The following is a 15,597-nucleotide window of genomic DNA, read 5'->3' as shown; positions in this document are numbered from 1 at the left end:
GCCTGGCAACCCCAGGCCTCCAGTCCACCACCCCTGCTACTCGACGACCGGCGTCTGCACGAGGTTCACCACCCGGCGCCGGTTGACGTACTGGGCCCGGCCCTGGATCAGCGTCTTCGGCTTGACGTTGCCGATGAACGTGCCTTCCTCCCTGGGGCAGGAGAACATCACCACCGGAGTGCCCAGCTCCCACAGCCGCCGGATCAGCGCGTTCATCATCGTGCGGCTCGCGTTCGTCGTGCTCCTGGCGACGATCAGGTGCAGGCCGATGTCCGCACCTTGCTGCAACAACGGCAGCAGCGGCTCCAGCGGGTCGTTGAAGCCGCTGGACTCCATCAGCTCGAAGTCGTCGATCAGGATGAACAACCGGCCACCGGACCACCAGTCGCGCTGGCGCAGCCTGCTCGGCGGGATCTCCGGGCCCGGCACCCTGGTCTGCAGCAGCTCGGCGACCTGCTTGATCGAGGACGCCAGACCGTCGGTGCTGACCGTGTAGTTCACCTGGTTGTCCTGCGGGACGGCGTCGTGCAGCTCGCGGCGGAAGTCCACGAACATCACCCTGCCGTCGGCCGGGCTGTAGTGCTGCGCCACCGAGCTCGCGATGTGCCGCAACAGGTTCGTCTTGCCCGTCTCGGCGTCACCGAAGATCATCAGGTGCGGGTTGGCGTCGAAGTCGTGCCACTGCGGCCCGAGCGCGCCGTCCTCGATGCCGAGCGCCATCGTCAGGTCGAGCTGCGGTGCCTCCGCGGTGGGCGGCGGCAGCTCGGCGACCGTCAGCTGGTTGGGCAGCAACCGAACCTTCGGCGCCCTCGGTGCCGTCGGCAGGTCGAGGGCCTCCGCGATCTCCGCGGTGGCCTCGGCGATGTCCTCGGTGCGGCTGGTGCCGTCGATGCGGGGCAGTGCGGTGAGGAAGTGCATCTTGCCGGTCGTGAGGCCGCGGCCGGGGATGGCCGGCACGGTGGCCGCGAGCCTGCTGTTGATCTCGGACTCCAGCGGGTCGCCCAGCCGCAGCTCGAACCGGGTGCCGAGCACGTCGCGCAGCCAGGGCCGCATGTCCGACCACCGGCTCGTGGCCACGATCAGGTGGATGCCGAACCCGAGTCCGCGCGCGGCGAGCTCGGTGAAGCGAGGTTCCAGCTCCTCGTAGTCCTGCCGGATCGTGAACCAGCCGTCGATGACCAGGAACACGTCACCGTACGGATCGACGTCGACGAACTGCCCCCGCGTGCGGGCGCGGCGGTAACTGGTCATCGAGTCGATGTTGTTCTGCGCGAACAGCTGCTCGCGCTGGGAGAGCAGGTTGTACATCTCCATGACCGTCCGCGTCACGCGGTCGCGGTCGAGCCGGCCCGCGATGCTGCCCACGTGCGGCAACCGCGAGAGCGGGCTGAGCGTGCCACCGAAGTCCAGGCAGTAGAACTGGATCTCCTCCGCGGTGTGGGACAGGGCGAGGGCGCTGATGAGCGTGCGCAGCAGCGTGCTCTTGCCGCTCTGCGGTCCACCGGCGATGCCGATGTTGCCCTTGGCGCCGGAGAGCTGCGCGGTGAGCAGTTCGCGCTTCTGCTGGGCAGGCAGGTCGACCAGGCCGACCGGGACCGACAGCGTCGAGGCGTCGTACTCGCCGACGGGGCGCGGGCCGAGCTCCGGGTGGTCGACGAGCGGCGGCAGCAGCTGGTCGAGCGTCGGCGCCTGCTTGAGCGGCGGCAGCCACACCTGGTGCGCCACCGGGCCGATGCCGCGCAGGCGCGAGATCAGCACCTCCAGCATCGTCTTGGAGTTCTGCTCGACGCCGTCGGTCTCCTGCTCCACATCGGACGGTGTCGCCTTCGGCGCGACGTACTCGGTGCCGAACGCCACGAGCTGCTGCTCGACCTCGGACCGCCGCAGCCGCTTGCTGACCGGCGGCCGGTACGGGCCCGAGCAGTACGCGCCCTTGAACCTGATCAACGACGTCGTGTCCGGGCGCAGATAACCGTTGCCCGGGTTGTTGGGCAGCTCGTAGGCGTCCGGGACGCCGAGCACGCTGCGGCTCTCCATGGCCGAGAACGTGCGGAGGCTGATCCGGTACGACAGGTGGCTCTCGATCTTGTGGATCCGGCCCTCGTCGAGCCGCTGGCTCGCGAGCAGCAGGTGCACGCCGAGGCTGCGGCCCAGCCGGCCGATCATCGCGAACACGTCCACGAACTCGGGCTTGCTGGCCAGCATCTCGCTGAACTCGTCGACCACGATGAACAAGGCGGGCAACGGTTCCAGCGGCACGCCCTGCGCGCGGGCGGCCTCGTAGTCGCGGCGTGAGGCGTAGTTGCCCGCCGCGCGGAGGAGCTCCTGACGCCGGTTCAGCTCGCCGGTCAGCGCGTCCTGCATGCGGTCGACCAGTTCCAGCTCGTCCGCGAGGTTCGTGATGACCGCGGAGGTGTGCGGCAGCTCGTCGAAACCGAGGAACGCCGCGCCGCCCTTGAAGTCGACCAGGACCATGTTCAGCTCCTCCGACGAGTGCGTGGCCGCCATGGCCAGCACCAGGGTGCGCAGCAGCTCGCTCTTGCCGGAACCGGTGGCGCCGATGAGCAGGCCGTGCGGTCCCATGCCGTCCTCGGCCGCTTCCTTGATGTCGAGCTCGATCGGCGTGCCGGTCGACGTCATGCCGATCGGCACGCGCAGCCGCTTGCGCGCGCTCGCGCGGGTCTGCCGGTACGGCACCGGGTCGAACGTCCGCAGGTCGCCCAGGCCGAGCAGGGTGGGCAGCTCGTAGTCGCCGGCCAGCGGTTCCTCGTTGTCCTGCACCTCGCCGATCCGGTGGCGGGCGATCAGCCTCGCGAGCGCCGCGGTCGCCTGCGGGCTGAGCGCGTCGGGACGGCACAGCGGGCTGGTCGACGGCTTGCCGAGGCGGTCGAACGAGACGGTGCCGAGGCTGGTGCCGGTCACCTCGACGTGCAGGGTGTGCGGCCGTGCCTGCCAGGAGAGCGTGCTGCCGACGTCGAGCACGACGACGTTGCGGTACCCCTCCTCGGCGATGCGGTGGTCGGACGGCAGGGAGATGCCGTCGAGGACGATCACCACGAACGGTTCGTTCGCCGTGATCGGGCTGTCCGGCTCGAACGAGGGCCGGCCGGTGAACTCGACGCCGCCGAGGAGCTGTTCGAGCTCGCTGATGCTGTCGGTGACCATGCGGCGCGTGCCGCTGGCGTCGCGGGAAGCGGGATCCTGGTTGTGCGGCAACCACTTCACCCAGTCCCAGTGCTCTCGCGCCTCGTCGCTCACGCACAACGCGATCAGAGCGTCACCGGGGCCGTGCGCCGTGGCGAGCTGGCCGAGCATGGCGCGCACCAGTCCGCGCACGTGCTCCGGCCCGCCCTGGAACTGCAGGCGCGCGAACCCCCGCAGGTACACGGCGATCGGCGCGTTGTCCAAAGTGGAGTAAGCGCGGATGAACCGGCGCAACGCGTGCGCGGACAGCGGTTCGAGGTCCTCCAGCGGTTTGGTCTCCGGCGGCAGCAGCTTCGTCGTGCTGCGCTGCTTGCCCAGTCCGATCCGGACCTCGCCGAAGTCGTCGTGCGCGGGCCTGCGTTCCCACAGCCGATAGCCCATCGCCGTCGACCACAACGAACGGGGGTGCGGGTGCACCCACAGGGCGGCCTTGCGCTGCTGGGTGAGCGCCCCGCGCATCTTCTCCCGCACCTGGCCGAGGTAGCGCACGTAGTCGCGCCGGTCGCCGTGCAGCTTCTGCTTGTGCTCCACCCCGGACCGCAGCAGCTGCGCCAGCAGCATGCCGATCGCGGCCACGAGCATGAGTCCCGCGCCGACCCAGGCCAGCGGGCCGGAGCCGGGCCGGACGAACATCAGGACCATGGCCAGCGAACTCAGCGCCATCGGCGCGTAGAGCAGCACCGAGCTGATCGCTCCACCTGTGTTCTCCGGCACAGCCGGTGGTGGTTGCAGCTCGATCTCGTCACTGGGCGCCGTCGGGCCGGGCCGACGCGCCTTTCTGGTGAATGCCTCGGTGCCCACCGTGACTCTCCTTGGTGAAGGGTTTCCCTCGACGTGGCGTGACGCGGGCCTCGTACCGGCTGACCGGGAGGTGTGGGAACTAGGTTCCGCGCCAGGGTTTCGCTACTCGAGAGTTGTCGTTCGCCAGGAAGAATCCGGGGCTCGATATGGAAGAACGCACGCAGTCTCGCACAAATGTACCGACCCGGCTACGGTTCGTTCTCGGCGATCACGCGGTGGACGTGGCCCTGCCGGGCGACGTGCAACTGGTCGACCTGCTGCCGTCCGTGCTGGCCCAGTTCGGGAAGGAGTGGGTCGAGCAGAGCGTCGACCACGAGGGCTGGGTCGCGCAACGGCTGGGCGAGTCCCCTTTGGACGAGGACAGGTCCGCGGCCGAGCTGAACCTGCTCGACGGCGACACCGTCTACTTGAGACCGCGTGAGGACGCGCTCCCACCGCTCGACTACGACGACCTCGTGGACGGCCTGGCCGAGCGGGTGCGGGCCGACGCCGGTCAGTGGACGCCGCACCGCACCAGGTGGATGCTGCGGGTCGGCGCGGTGGTCGCGTTGCTCGGCGGCCTGCTGGCGCTGCTCGCGGGCGCGAAGCCGCAGACGTTGTGGCTGGTTCCACTGGTCACCGGGGTCGTGCTGATCGCGGTCGCCGGAGCGCTGGCCCGGGCCAAGGGCAAGGTCGTCGACGGAACCGCGCTGGCCTGCGTCGGTGTGGTGTGGGCGGTCGCCGGAGGATGGCTCGCCGCGGTCCAGATCGCCCCGCTGGGAGGCGTCCCGGTGCGGCTCGTGACCGCGGTCGCCACCGGCGTCGTCGCGCTCGTGCTGGCGCTGGTCGCCGTCGCCGACGCCGTCCTGATCTTCACCACCGCGCTGACCGCGCTGCTCACCCTGCTGGTGCCGGCGGTGATCTGGGTGTCGAGCGACCTGACGGCCGCCCAGTCGGCGGGCATCGGCATCGTCGTGAACTTCATCGCGATCCTCTTCGCACCCGGTGGCGCGTTCCGGCTCGGCGGGCTGAAGCTGCCGATGCTGCCGACCGACGCACCGGAGGTGAAGGAGGACATCGACCCGGTGCCGCACCAGGTCGTGGTCGAACGCAGCAGCGTCGTCTTCGGTTACCTCAAGGCGTTCTACCTCGGTTACGGGATCACCCAGACGGTGCTGCTGCTCGTGCTCGTGCGGCCCGGCCAGATGTGGGCGATGATCACGGCGGCGGTGTGCGCGTTGCTGTTGCTGCTGCGGTCCCGCCACCTCACCGGGGTGGTGCCCCGCTGGTCCCTGCTCGTGCCGGCCGGCCTGACCGCCGTGGCACTGGCGGTGCGCCTTGGGACGCCGGAGGAACCGTTCATCCGCGCGGTGGCGGTGCTCGCCCCGCTCGTGGCCGTCGGCATCGGGCTGGGGGTGCTGAGCGACCACCTGCCGGGTAAGCGCCTGCGCCCGTACTGGGGCCGTGCGGTGGACATCTTCGAGTACGCGACGGCGATCGCCGTCATCCCGCTGCTGCTGGCGGTGCTGGACGTGTACGCCCGGATCCGGGGGCTGAGCGGCTGATGCAGTCACGCAGAGATCAGGTTCAGGCTTACTTCTTCGTGGTCGGCCGGTTGGTCGCGGGGCTCGCGCAGGGCAGGCCCGACGTGCTGGAGCACCCCAACCGGCGGTTCAACAACGGCACCGTCTTCGGGGTGCTGCTCGCGTGCGTGATCATGGCGATCTTCGGCATCGTCGGGTTGTTCTCCTCGAGCGGCAACAACTCCTGGCGCACCGACGGGACCATCGTGCTGGCCAAGGAGACCGGCGCGCGGTACGTGTACCTCGGCGGTGAGCTCCGGCCGGTGCTGAACATGGCGTCGGCGATGCTGGCCGCAGGGCAGTCCGGGTCGAAGGTCTCCGTCAGCCAGAACTCGCTGACCGGCGTCCCGGTCGGTGCGCCGATCGGGATTCCCGGTGCGCCGGACGGAATTCCCACCGCGGACCGGGTCAACCAGGCGCAGTGGACGGTCTGCGCGCGGCCGCCGGACAAGCAGGCCGTGGTGAGCGCGCCGACCGTGACGTTGCGGCTCGACCAGGAGCCCGGCCGGCCGGTGTCCGACGACCACGCGTTCCTCGTGTCCACACCGGACGGTGTCGTGCAGCTGGTGTGGCGGGGGGTGCGGCATCGCATCGTGGACGCGGCGACACTGGAGGCCCTGGGCTACAGCCAGGAACGGGTGTTGCCGGTCTCGCCCGCGTGGTTGAACGTCATCCCGTCCGGTGTGGACCTGAAGGCGCCTGCGATCGATCGAGTCGGCACACCGGGACAGGCCGTGGGAGGCCGTCCGAGCCTGATCGGACAGGTGTTCCAGGTGCGCAACCCGGCGATCTCGTCGGAGGAGTACTACGTCCTGCGCGCCGACGGGTTGATGCCGATCAGCCGGACGATCGCGGCGATGCTGCTGGCCTCACCCGACATCCGCAACGCCTACCCGAACACGCGGGTGGTGCCGATCGTCACGGGACCGGACGCGCTCGCCGGCATGAAGCTGCTTTCTCCGGCCCAGGACGACCTTCCGCCGCAACCTCCCGCACTGGCGGACCTGGGCGTGGGCATGTCGGCGTGCGCCAGGTTCGACCTCGCCGCGGACGAGGGCCGTGCGCCCCAGCTCGTACTGGTGCCGATCACGGCGGACAAGTCAGCGGTGCCGCCGTCCGGAAAGCACGTCGTGGGGACCACCGCGGACCGTGTGGTGATTCCGGCGGGCACCGGGGCACTGGTGCGCACGATGCCCGCTCCCGGCGCGTTGCCGGGCACCGGGTTCCTCGTGACCGATCTCGGGGTGCGCTATCCGCTTTCCGATGATTCTGTCGTCGCGTCGCTCAACCTGGGTGGAGCGCACCCCGTCGCCGTTCCGTCGGCGTTGCTCGCGCTGCTGCCCGTCGGACCCGCGCTCGACCCTCAGCACGCGGTGCTGAGCCAGGTGACCGAACTGGCCAGAACGGGCTCATGAGGGATCTTCCCCCGCCGATGCCCAGGGGGACGGTTTCCGAACATATCGGATGTACGACGGGCATCTAATCCAGTTCAGGCGCCCTTGCGAATGGGTGGCCATTCTCCAGCAGGGACGATCAAGGAGACACACGATGGCAAAGACCAGGCTTACTCCCACGCAGGTCATCGAGATCGCGAACAAGCACACGCAGGAAGCCGAGCGCATCACGAGCGAGCAGTCGCGGCTCGCCAGCAACATCAACACGCTGACCTCGATCAACTCGGGCGCCATGATCCAGAAGCTGATCACGGTCCACCAGGAGTGGGACTCCAAGACCAAGGAGATCGTCTCCACGCTCAGGGAGATGGCCACCACTCTCAACCGTGCCGCCAACACGCTGCAGTCCACGGACGAGGCCGGCTCGTTCTGACCTCCCTGCAAGGCCGTTCTTCTTTCCGCTCGTAACAAATTCTTCAGGAGTGAACCGTGACCGGAGCGATCGTTTACGACTACCAGGCGCTTGCCGACGGCGTGCGCCAGATGCAGACCGCCAACGCGAACATCGAGGCGAACGTCAAGTCGCTGACCCAGCAGGTGCAGAGCCTGATGGAGTCGTTCGACGGTGAAACCGCGAAGCAGTACAACACGTGCGCCGACCGGATCGCCAAGAAGCTGACCGAGAGCAACGAGGTGCTCAACCAGATCTCGGTCAACCTGAACAAGAACTCGAACAGCATGTACGACAGCGACCGCTCGACGGCGTCCACGTTCAACTTCTGAGGTGCGCCGGTGGTGCCGGTCCGCTCTCCGGCCGGCACCACCAGCCCCGCTTTGACGAAAGGCGAACGACATGGCCCACGACGGTGGCACCAAGACGACCATCGATCCGGAAGCCGTGCGGGCGATCGCCGCTCGCATGGGCGTGCTGATGGACGACCTCGGTCCTTTCCAGACGCTTCTCTCCCTGCCCGCACACGCGGGCAACTTCTCCACGGCGACGTGGCTGGAGAAGCTGCTGGGAGACCGCAAGAAGAAGCTGTCGCTGCACGCGGAAGAGCTGAGGAGCGTCATGCACGGCATCGAGGCGAGCCTGAAGAATGCCTGCTCGAACCTCGAGAACACCGACAAGTGCAACGCCGACAGGCTCTAGCACCTGGTGGTGGTTGACCGTCAGCGCCCCCGGTGCTGGCGGTCGCTCGTTTGTGGACGGTCGTAGTGCGGGAACTCGACTTGGTGAGGGCAGTTCGACGTGACAAGTCCTGGAGACACGCCGCCGGCTGACGACTTGGCGCCGCCCGTCGGCGGCGAGCTCGAAGCCGACAGCGTCCAGTCGCTCGCCCAGTTCAAGGCGATGGCGGGAGACGCGCTCAACCCCGGCGCGCCCGCCTCGTTCGACGCCCTGGCCGTCGGGTTCAACGTGGCGAGCGACAGGCTGTTCCAGTTCCGCCGGTCCTTCTGGGACGAGACGAACCAGATGGGCGAGGTGTTCACGGGCTTCACCGGGGACCAGTTCCAGAGCTTCGCCGACGACGTGGTCATGAAGCGGAGCCAGCTCGTCCAGGAAGCCATCGAGCTCTACTCGAACGCGCTGCGAGGCGCTTCGAAAGCCCTCGTCTTCTTCCAGGCGCACGTGGCCGAGATCGAGGCCGAGTTCGCCAACCGGGTCAAGGAGTACGGCAAGCAGGTCGTCAAGCTGGCCGACGCGATGGCGACGCTGGAGCAGGAGTTCGACGCCGGTGCGTATCTCCAGGCGGTGATCCAGCGGGACGAGCAGAACAACCTGTTGCCGGAGCTGCGCAGGGCGCTGCTCGACCTGTCGTCGAGCTACCAGAGCACCGGTAACAGTCTCACGGACTTCCAGAGCAACATCGTCTCGCCCGGCGCCGGATCCGGCGGGACGGGTACCGGTGGTGGCAGCAGCACCGTCGACGTCGATGGCGACGGCGTCGTCGACATCTCGAACGGCATGCCGCCGTTCTTCGGCCCTCCCACGGAGGGACCGGGGAAGAGCGGTGGTCAGGGCCCAGATGCCACCGCGGGCGGCGGTGGCTCGGGTTCCGGTGCGAACTCCGGCGAGCGGGAGACTGATCCGGCCACGAAGAAGGCCATGGAGGAAGCCAAGAAGGCCGCTCACGACGCCATCCAGAAACTGATCGACGAGACGAAGGGCGACTCGCCGGAGGCGCAGGCGCGCCGCGAGGCGTTGCGGCAGGCCCAGCGGGAGCTGGACAGCGCGCTCGGAGACGGAGGCAGCGGCACCACCGGCACGGGATCGCCCGTCACGGATCCGGTGCAGCGGCAGGCGATGGAGGACGCGAGGCGGGCCGCCACCGACGCGATCAACGATCTCGAACGCCAGTCCGGCACCGGTGACCCGACGCGCCAGGAGGCGTTGACGCGGGCGAACCAGATCGCCAACGACGCGATCACCCAGCTGCAGAACGGTGGGGCCGGTGCCGGCGCCGGAAGTGGTTCCGGCGCGGGCGCCGGTGGTGGCATGGGCACAGCCGGCGCCACGGGCGGCGGTGGTGGCACGGGTTCCGGTTCGAACTCCCGCGAGCGGGGGACCGATCCGGCCAGGCAGAAGGCAATGGACGACGCCAGGAAGGCCGCGAACGACGCCATCCAGGCGCTGACGAACCAGACGACGGGCAACTCGCCGGAGGCGCAGGCGCGCCGCGAGGCGCTGGAGGAAGCGCGGCGGGCGATCAACGACTCCCTCGGAGGCAGTGGCGCCGGTGGCGGAGGAGGCGGCACCGGAGCCGGTGGCAGCGGTACGGGCGGCGGCAAGACGCCGTCGTCGACAGATCCTGCGCGACAGCGCGCGTTGGACGATGCCCGGAGGGCGGCGAACGAGGCGATCAACGCGCTCTCCAACCCGTCCGGTGGCGGAGGAGGCTCCGACCCGTCGCGTCAGCAGGCTCTGGCGGATGCCAGCCGGATGGCCAACGACGCCATCAACCAGTTGCAGAACCCCTCGGCCGGCGGAAGCGGCGGCGGTGGCGCTGGTGGCACTGGTGGTGGCAAGACGGGGCCGACTACTTCATCGAACGGGCCCAGTGGCAGTGGCAGTGGTAGTGCGGCTGCGGAGCGGGCGAGGCAGGCGGCCGCGGCTGCGGCGAACGAGGCGGCGTCGACGATCGACAGTCTGGCCTCTGGTGCCGGTGGCGGTGGCGGTGGCGGTGCGGGGACGAGCCTGATGTCGGACGGGCCTGGCGGCGGTGGTGGTACTGGCGGTGGCTCCGGTGGTGGCACGGGCGGCGGTGGCTCCGGTGGTGGCAGTGGTAGTGCGGCTGCGGAGCGGGCGAGGCAGGCGGCTGCGGCTGCGGCGAACGAGGCGGCGTCGACGATCGACAGTCTGGCCTCTGGTGCCGGTGGCGGTGGCTCCGGTGGTGGTGCTGGCGGCGGTGCCGGTGGTGGTACTGGCGGTGGCTCCGGTGGTGGCACGGGCGGCGGTGGCTCCGGTGGTGGCAGTGGTAGTGCGGCTGCGGAGCGGGCGAGGCAGGCGGCTGCGGCCGCGGCGAATGAGGCGGCGTCGACGATCGACAGTCTGGCCTCTGGCGCCGGTGGCGGTGGCTCCGGTGGTGGTGCTGGCGGCGGTGCCGGTGGTGGTACTGGTGGCGGCTCCGGTGGTGGCACTGGCACTGGCACTGGCACTGGCGGCGGCGGCGGTGCTGGTGGTGGCACTGATCCCGCGGCCGCGGAGCGGGCGAGGCAGGCGGCTGCGGCTGCGGGGGCCGCGCGTGATGCGATCTCGACGATCGATGGTCTGGCCAATGGCGCTGGTAGTGGCGGTGTCGGCTCTGGTGTGAGCTTCGGTGGCGCCGGTCACGGCGCCGGTACGGGCGGCGGCACCGGTGGTGGTACGGGCGGCGGTACCGGTGGCAGCACCGGCGCGGGCACCGGTGAGTTCGACACCGGCGCTGCGGAACGGGCGAGGCAGGCGGCCAACCAGAGCGCCAGCGACGCGATCGAGCGGATTCGTCAGATCGGCAGCGACTCCGGTCTGGGCAGCGGGTTCTCGACGGACGGCAAGTCGCCGCTGGCGAGCTTCCTGTCAGGAGATGCTGCCGGTGGCGGGTTCGGCACCGGTGTCGGTGGCGGTACGCCGCGGTTCGGTGCCGACGGCAAGGTCGCGGGAACGGCAGCGGAGATCACCGCCGCCGCGCAGCAGAAGGGCTACCAGGTTCCCACCCGCAGCGGTGTCGTCGGTGTGCCCACGACCATCTCGCGTGGTCCCGCAGGCCTCGACATGGGCGCGGGAATGCCGCCGCCGATGGGCGGCGCGGGCGCCGGGATGGGTGCCGGGCAGGAGAAGAAGGACCGGGAACGCACGGTCTGGCTCACCAGCGACGGCAAGGACTGGGAAGAAGACGACGAGAACACCGCAGGTCCATCGACCCTTGGACGGAGCTGAGCAATGGCGGCGACGCGGAACCCCGCTCTCGCAATCGCGAGCGAGATCAGGAACCTGAACTTCGACCAGGTGCGCGCACGGGTGGCGGCAGCGGACCCGCACACCTTCTACCGCAAGGCCGCCGCGTTCGAGCAGGCGGCGGAACGGCTGGAACTGTTCGGCGACCTGCTGCGCAGGTACCGGGCGGAGCTCGAGTCGGTGTGGCACAACGGCGACCCGCGGCAGTTCGAGTGGGTGGACCGGATGCTCCGGCACGTCGACGCGCTGACCGCCAGCCTGCGCGAGCCGAGCTACCCGGCGGCGCTGCGGCACCTGGGCGACGCCGTCGCGAACAGCCAGCAACGTCTGCGCGGACTCGAGAATCACAACGGCACCGCCCCGGACGAGAGCGCGTTGCTCGCACGGGACGAACACGCCCGGCAGATCCTCACCGATCTGTCCAGTTCGTACGTCCAGTTCGGACAGCCTCTCTCGGACCTGCCCGAGCGTGGTGCGACCGGGGCGCCGATCCAGGTTCCGGCCACGCCGGCGGAAGGAGTGGCCGCTCCGCACGTGATGACGCCGGTGAGCACTGTTCGTGGCAAGAGCGCCGGTGTCAGCCGGAGTTCGGCTGTGGCCGTGGCGGCACCCGTGTCCCCTGTGGACGGTGGTGTACCGCGATCAGCCGCCGCGGAGCCGTTCGGCAGGCTGTCCCACTTCGCCACGTCGCAGCCCGCGCCGGTCAAGGCTGATCAGGTCGCGAAGTTCGGCGGGTTCGCCGGGATGGCACTGCCGGCGGAGGCCGCCACACCGCTCGTCGCGCCCGCCGCGGCGGACAGCACCAAGAAGCCCGTCCAGCGTCGCGAAAGCGCGCTGCCCGCGAACCTCCAGGCGTCGCCGCTCGTCACTGCGGCGGCCGCAGCTCCGGCGACGGTCTCCGCGGAACCCGCGCCGGCGGCCGCTGCCGCACATCCGATGACGGTTTCCGGGCAGCCGGTGACCGTCGTCGTCGCCACCACCACCACCACGGCCACGGCCACGCCCGCGACCGTCCCGGCCGCCCCCCAGGGGTCTGTCGCGGTGCCCGCGGCAGCGTCCGCTGCCCCGGCGGCGCTCCAGTCCGCGGGGGTTTCCCCCGTCATATCGGCCGCAGCGGCCCCAGCGCCCGCCGCCGCACCTCCCGCGCACCCTAATTTGACGTCCAGGCCGCCGCTCCCCGGTGAGTTCCCCGCGATGTCTACGTCAGTCGGCGGGTCCGCCGCCCCGCTGGGCGACGGGCACGCGGGAACGAACTCCACCGCAGCGACGGCCTCGACGGGCGCGGTTCCGCCACCTGCGGCCGTCGGCGCGGGCTCGACGGCCGGTGCGCTCGTGTCGCGTGTGGACAGCACGTGGCTGCGGGCCGATCCCGGCACGTGGTCCGCCGGCAACACCCAGGGCGCGGCCGCGCGGCCGGGTCACGGAACAGGCGGCGGTGGCTGTGCGCCGACCGGCGTCATCGGTCACTCGGAGAACGGGAAGGGCGAGACGCGATGACGAACTGGACACCGATGACCGAATGGCTCGGCGAGTACCTGGACCTCCAGCAGCGCAACGAGGCCGCCGTCGAAGGCTGGGTCGAGCTGCGACGTGAGCTCGCGTCGCTCCTGGAGGAGATCGAGCGGGAGGCCGCGGCACACGCCGCCCAGGCCGGCGACGGAGAGGACGAGACGCGATGACCGACTGGTTCTCCCAGTACCGGACCCTGGAAGAGGCCAACGAGGCCGCGATGGCGTCGGTGGAGCGCGAGCAGCGCAAGATCTCCGAGCTGACCCGTCAGATGGAGGAGAACACGACGACGGTCCGCTCCAAGGACCGCTCGTTCACGATCGACTTCGACGGCCGCGGCGAGATCACCGGCTTCAACTTCGTGGGCACCAAGTACCGCACGATGGCGCCGGCCGAGTTCAGCCACCTCCTGGTGCAGACGATCAAGGCCGGCAAGGCCCTGTGCATGCAGAAGCTGGCGGACTCCATGGGGGACGAGGTCCTGCCGGGCGTCACCTTCACCGACCTCGCGAGCGGAAACCTGAGCGTCGAGGAGGTCTTCGAAAAGGTCGTCTCGCCGTTCCTGGGCGAGGAGTACAGCGACGGCATCCTGGGCCGCCCGGCTGCGGGCGAGAAGGAAGAGAAGCGCAATGGCTAACCGCACCTCCATCGACATCGAGGGCACCCGCGCGGTGATCGCGCGGCTCCAGGAGCTCGGCCTGAGCTTCGGCCAGGCGGCCTCGACCATGAAGGCCGCGGCCGCCCGCTACGACGGCTGCTGGGGCAACGACGAGTTCGGCGAGGCGTTCGCCAAGTCCTATGTGGACAACGCCGGCAAGACGCTCGAGTACGTCACCACGCTCGCCAACAACCTCGGCCTCACGGGGGACGCCGTCTCGAAGGCGGTCGACAAGCTCGTCCAGACCGACGAGAACAACGCCGCCCGTACCTGACGAACTCCGTCGCGAGCCATCTGAGGAAGAGCTCCCGTGACCACCGAACTGCCTCCCGCGCTTCAGAGCTTGCTGAAGTTCACGGTTGGCATGCCCTGGCCGGAGGGCAGCGAGGGTGATCTCGAGGAGCTCTCGTGGCAGTGGGAGGTGTTGGCGGGCGAGCTCGACTCGCTCAGCGCGCAGTTGCTGACCATCTCGGGCGACTTCTCCACCGTGATGGAGGGCGCCACGAGCGACGAGATCCAGAAGATGCTCTCCGGAACGTTCCGCGAGGGCGCCGGCCAGCTGGAGGACCAGGCCCGGGCCTACGCGAAGATGCTGAAGAACGCGGCCGCGGACATCCAGAAGACCAAGATCATGATCGTCTCGATGCTGGGAGTCCTGGCCGCGACGATTGCTTCTCTCATTGCTTCACTGTTCGGTTCGATCTTCGTCCCGGGGGTGATCGCGGCAGCCCGCGTGGGCATCGGCTTCGCGCTGCGCATGCTCATCACCAGGCTGATGCAGTACGGCCTGATGAACATCGCCAAGACCCTCGTCATCAGGACGCTGACGGGAGCGGCGTTCGGCGCCGCGCTGATGGTGGGCCTCGACGGGGGCATCCAGGCCGGCCAGATCATCGCGGGCAAACGCGACGGCTGGGACCTGAACTCGCTGAAGGGCAGCGTGATCGGCGGCGTGATCGGCGGCGCCCTCGGCGGCCTGGGCGAAGGCGCCGTCGGCATCTTCGGCAAACTCGGCCGCGACCTCGGCCGGATGCTGCCCCGCAGCATCCGGAGCCTGACCCCGCTGGCCAACAGCATCGTCCAGATCCCGCTCGCGGCACTGAGCAACCCGCTCACCAACAAGGCCACCCACAGCTCCGGCAGCGCGACGGACGGCATCTTCGGCTCCCTGGAGCCAGGCGGCGGCAGCAAGCACGCCAAGGTCCCCAGCGTCGACCCCGCAGTCGTCAAGCCGGTCACCGTCCCCAACTTCGACCTGCCCAGCCTCGACACCGGCACCACGTCCTCGTCGCCGGCCCTCGACAACGGCACCCGAGTCGGCACCACCTTCGACACGCCGAGCACCAGCACGTCCCCCTCCACCTCGACCTCGGTCCCGACGCAGAGCAGCCCGGTCACCACGGGCGGTCCCACCACCGGAACCAGCGGTGGCGTCACCGGCGCGCCTGATCCCTCCAGCAGCACTCCCGGCACGGCTCGCGGCCCCGCCATGTCCACGGCCCGCCCAGACGCCACCGTTCCCGTCGACGCAAGCGGCCGCCCGGTGACGACGAGCACGACCCCGGCGACGGGCACGACGCCGACCACGGGTACCGGTCCGACGACGGGTACCGGTCCGACGACGGGTACCGGTCCGACGACGGGTACCGGTCCGACGACGGGTACCGGTCCGGCGACGAGCACCGGTCCGGCGACGAGCACCGGTCCGGCGACGAGCACCGGTCCGGCGACGAGCACCGGTCCGGCGACGAGCACCGGGCCGGCGACGAGCACCGGGCCGACCACGGGCACCACGCCGACCACGGGTACCGGGCCGACGACGGGTACGACGCCGACCACGGGTACCGGTCCGGCGACGGGTACCGGTCCGGCGACGGGTACCGGTCCGGCGACGGGTACCGGTCCGGCGACGGGTACCGGTCCGGCGACGGGTACCGGTCCGACCACGGGTACCGGGCCGACCACGGGTACCGGTCCGGCGACGAGCACCGGGCCGACGACGAGCACCGGTCCGGCGACGAGCACCGGGCC

The 15,597-nt window shown here is 70.1% G+C and carries 12 protein-coding genes; 11 read left to right on the top strand and 1 reads right to left on the bottom strand.

Features of this window, described 5'->3' with window-relative positions; genetic code table 11:
• Nucleotides 1-36: 36 nt before the first annotated feature.
• On the bottom strand, nt 37-4,005 hold the full coding sequence (gene eccCa / locus ACWEIJ_RS21170) for a type VII secretion protein EccCa (RefSeq protein ID WP_449838893.1): 3,969 nt from the start codon (nt 4,003-4,005) through the stop codon (nt 37-39).
• 146 nt (nt 4,006-4,151) lie between these two features.
• Between eccCa and eccD the strand changes: the two genes are divergently transcribed.
• From eccD to ACWEIJ_RS21115, 11 genes are all read left to right on the top strand, one after another.
• Nucleotides 4,152-5,549: a type VII secretion integral membrane protein EccD gene (gene eccD, locus ACWEIJ_RS21165; protein ID WP_449838892.1), complete on the top strand. Its 1,398-nt coding sequence runs from the start codon at nt 4,152-4,154 to the stop codon at nt 5,547-5,549.
• Nucleotides 5,549-6,982 carry a type VII secretion protein EccB gene (gene eccB / locus ACWEIJ_RS21160; RefSeq protein ID WP_449838891.1) on the top strand — a complete coding sequence of 478 codons (1,434 nt, stop codon included), beginning with the start codon at nt 5,549-5,551 and terminating at the stop codon, nt 6,980-6,982. Before eccD ends, eccB begins: the two co-directional genes overlap by 1 nt.
• A gap of 133 nt (nt 6,983-7,115) precedes the next feature.
• On the top strand, nt 7,116-7,394 hold the full coding sequence (locus ACWEIJ_RS21155; RefSeq protein ID WP_449838890.1) for a WXG100 family type VII secretion target: 279 nt from the start codon (nt 7,116-7,118) through the stop codon (nt 7,392-7,394).
• 56 nt (nt 7,395-7,450) lie between these two features.
• The gene (locus tag ACWEIJ_RS21150; protein WP_449838889.1) at nt 7,451-7,744 is read left to right on the top strand and encodes a WXG100 family type VII secretion target; all 294 of its coding nucleotides are present in this window, start codon (nt 7,451-7,453) and stop codon (nt 7,742-7,744) included.
• 70 nt (nt 7,745-7,814) lie between these two features.
• Nucleotides 7,815-8,114: a hypothetical protein gene (locus tag ACWEIJ_RS21145; protein WP_355442810.1), complete on the top strand. Its 300-nt coding sequence runs from the start codon at nt 7,815-7,817 to the stop codon at nt 8,112-8,114.
• Nucleotides 8,115-8,213: 99 nt separating this feature from the next.
• On the top strand, nt 8,214-11,381 hold the full coding sequence (locus ACWEIJ_RS21140; RefSeq protein ID WP_449838888.1) for a hypothetical protein: 3,168 nt from the start codon (nt 8,214-8,216) through the stop codon (nt 11,379-11,381).
• A 3-nt stretch (nt 11,382-11,384) separates the two neighbouring features.
• Nucleotides 11,385-12,896, top strand: coding sequence for a hypothetical protein (locus ACWEIJ_RS21135; protein ID WP_449838887.1), 1,512 nt, complete (start codon nt 11,385-11,387; stop codon nt 12,894-12,896).
• Nucleotides 12,893-13,078, top strand: a complete 186-nt coding sequence (locus tag ACWEIJ_RS21130; protein ID WP_449838886.1) for a hypothetical protein — start codon at nt 12,893-12,895, stop codon at nt 13,076-13,078. The genes ACWEIJ_RS21135 and ACWEIJ_RS21130 overlap by 4 nt, the downstream gene beginning before the upstream one ends.
• Nucleotides 13,075-13,545 carry a hypothetical protein gene (locus ACWEIJ_RS21125; protein WP_449838885.1) on the top strand — a complete coding sequence of 157 codons (471 nt, stop codon included), beginning with the start codon at nt 13,075-13,077 and terminating at the stop codon, nt 13,543-13,545. The genes ACWEIJ_RS21130 and ACWEIJ_RS21125 overlap by 4 nt, the downstream gene beginning before the upstream one ends.
• Nucleotides 13,538-13,840 carry a hypothetical protein gene (locus ACWEIJ_RS21120; protein ID WP_449838884.1) on the top strand — a complete coding sequence of 101 codons (303 nt, stop codon included), beginning with the start codon at nt 13,538-13,540 and terminating at the stop codon, nt 13,838-13,840. The genes ACWEIJ_RS21125 and ACWEIJ_RS21120 overlap by 8 nt, the downstream gene beginning before the upstream one ends.
• A 36-nt stretch (nt 13,841-13,876) precedes the next feature.
• On the top strand, nt 13,877-15,597 hold a 1,721-nt coding region (locus tag ACWEIJ_RS21115; protein WP_449838883.1), incomplete at its 3' end, for a WXG100-like domain-containing protein.

Source organism: Lentzea sp. NPDC004789 (genome assembly GCF_053601075.1).
Note: the sequence above shows the minus strand (reverse complement) of the source record. Positions and strands in the feature narration are given on the sequence as shown.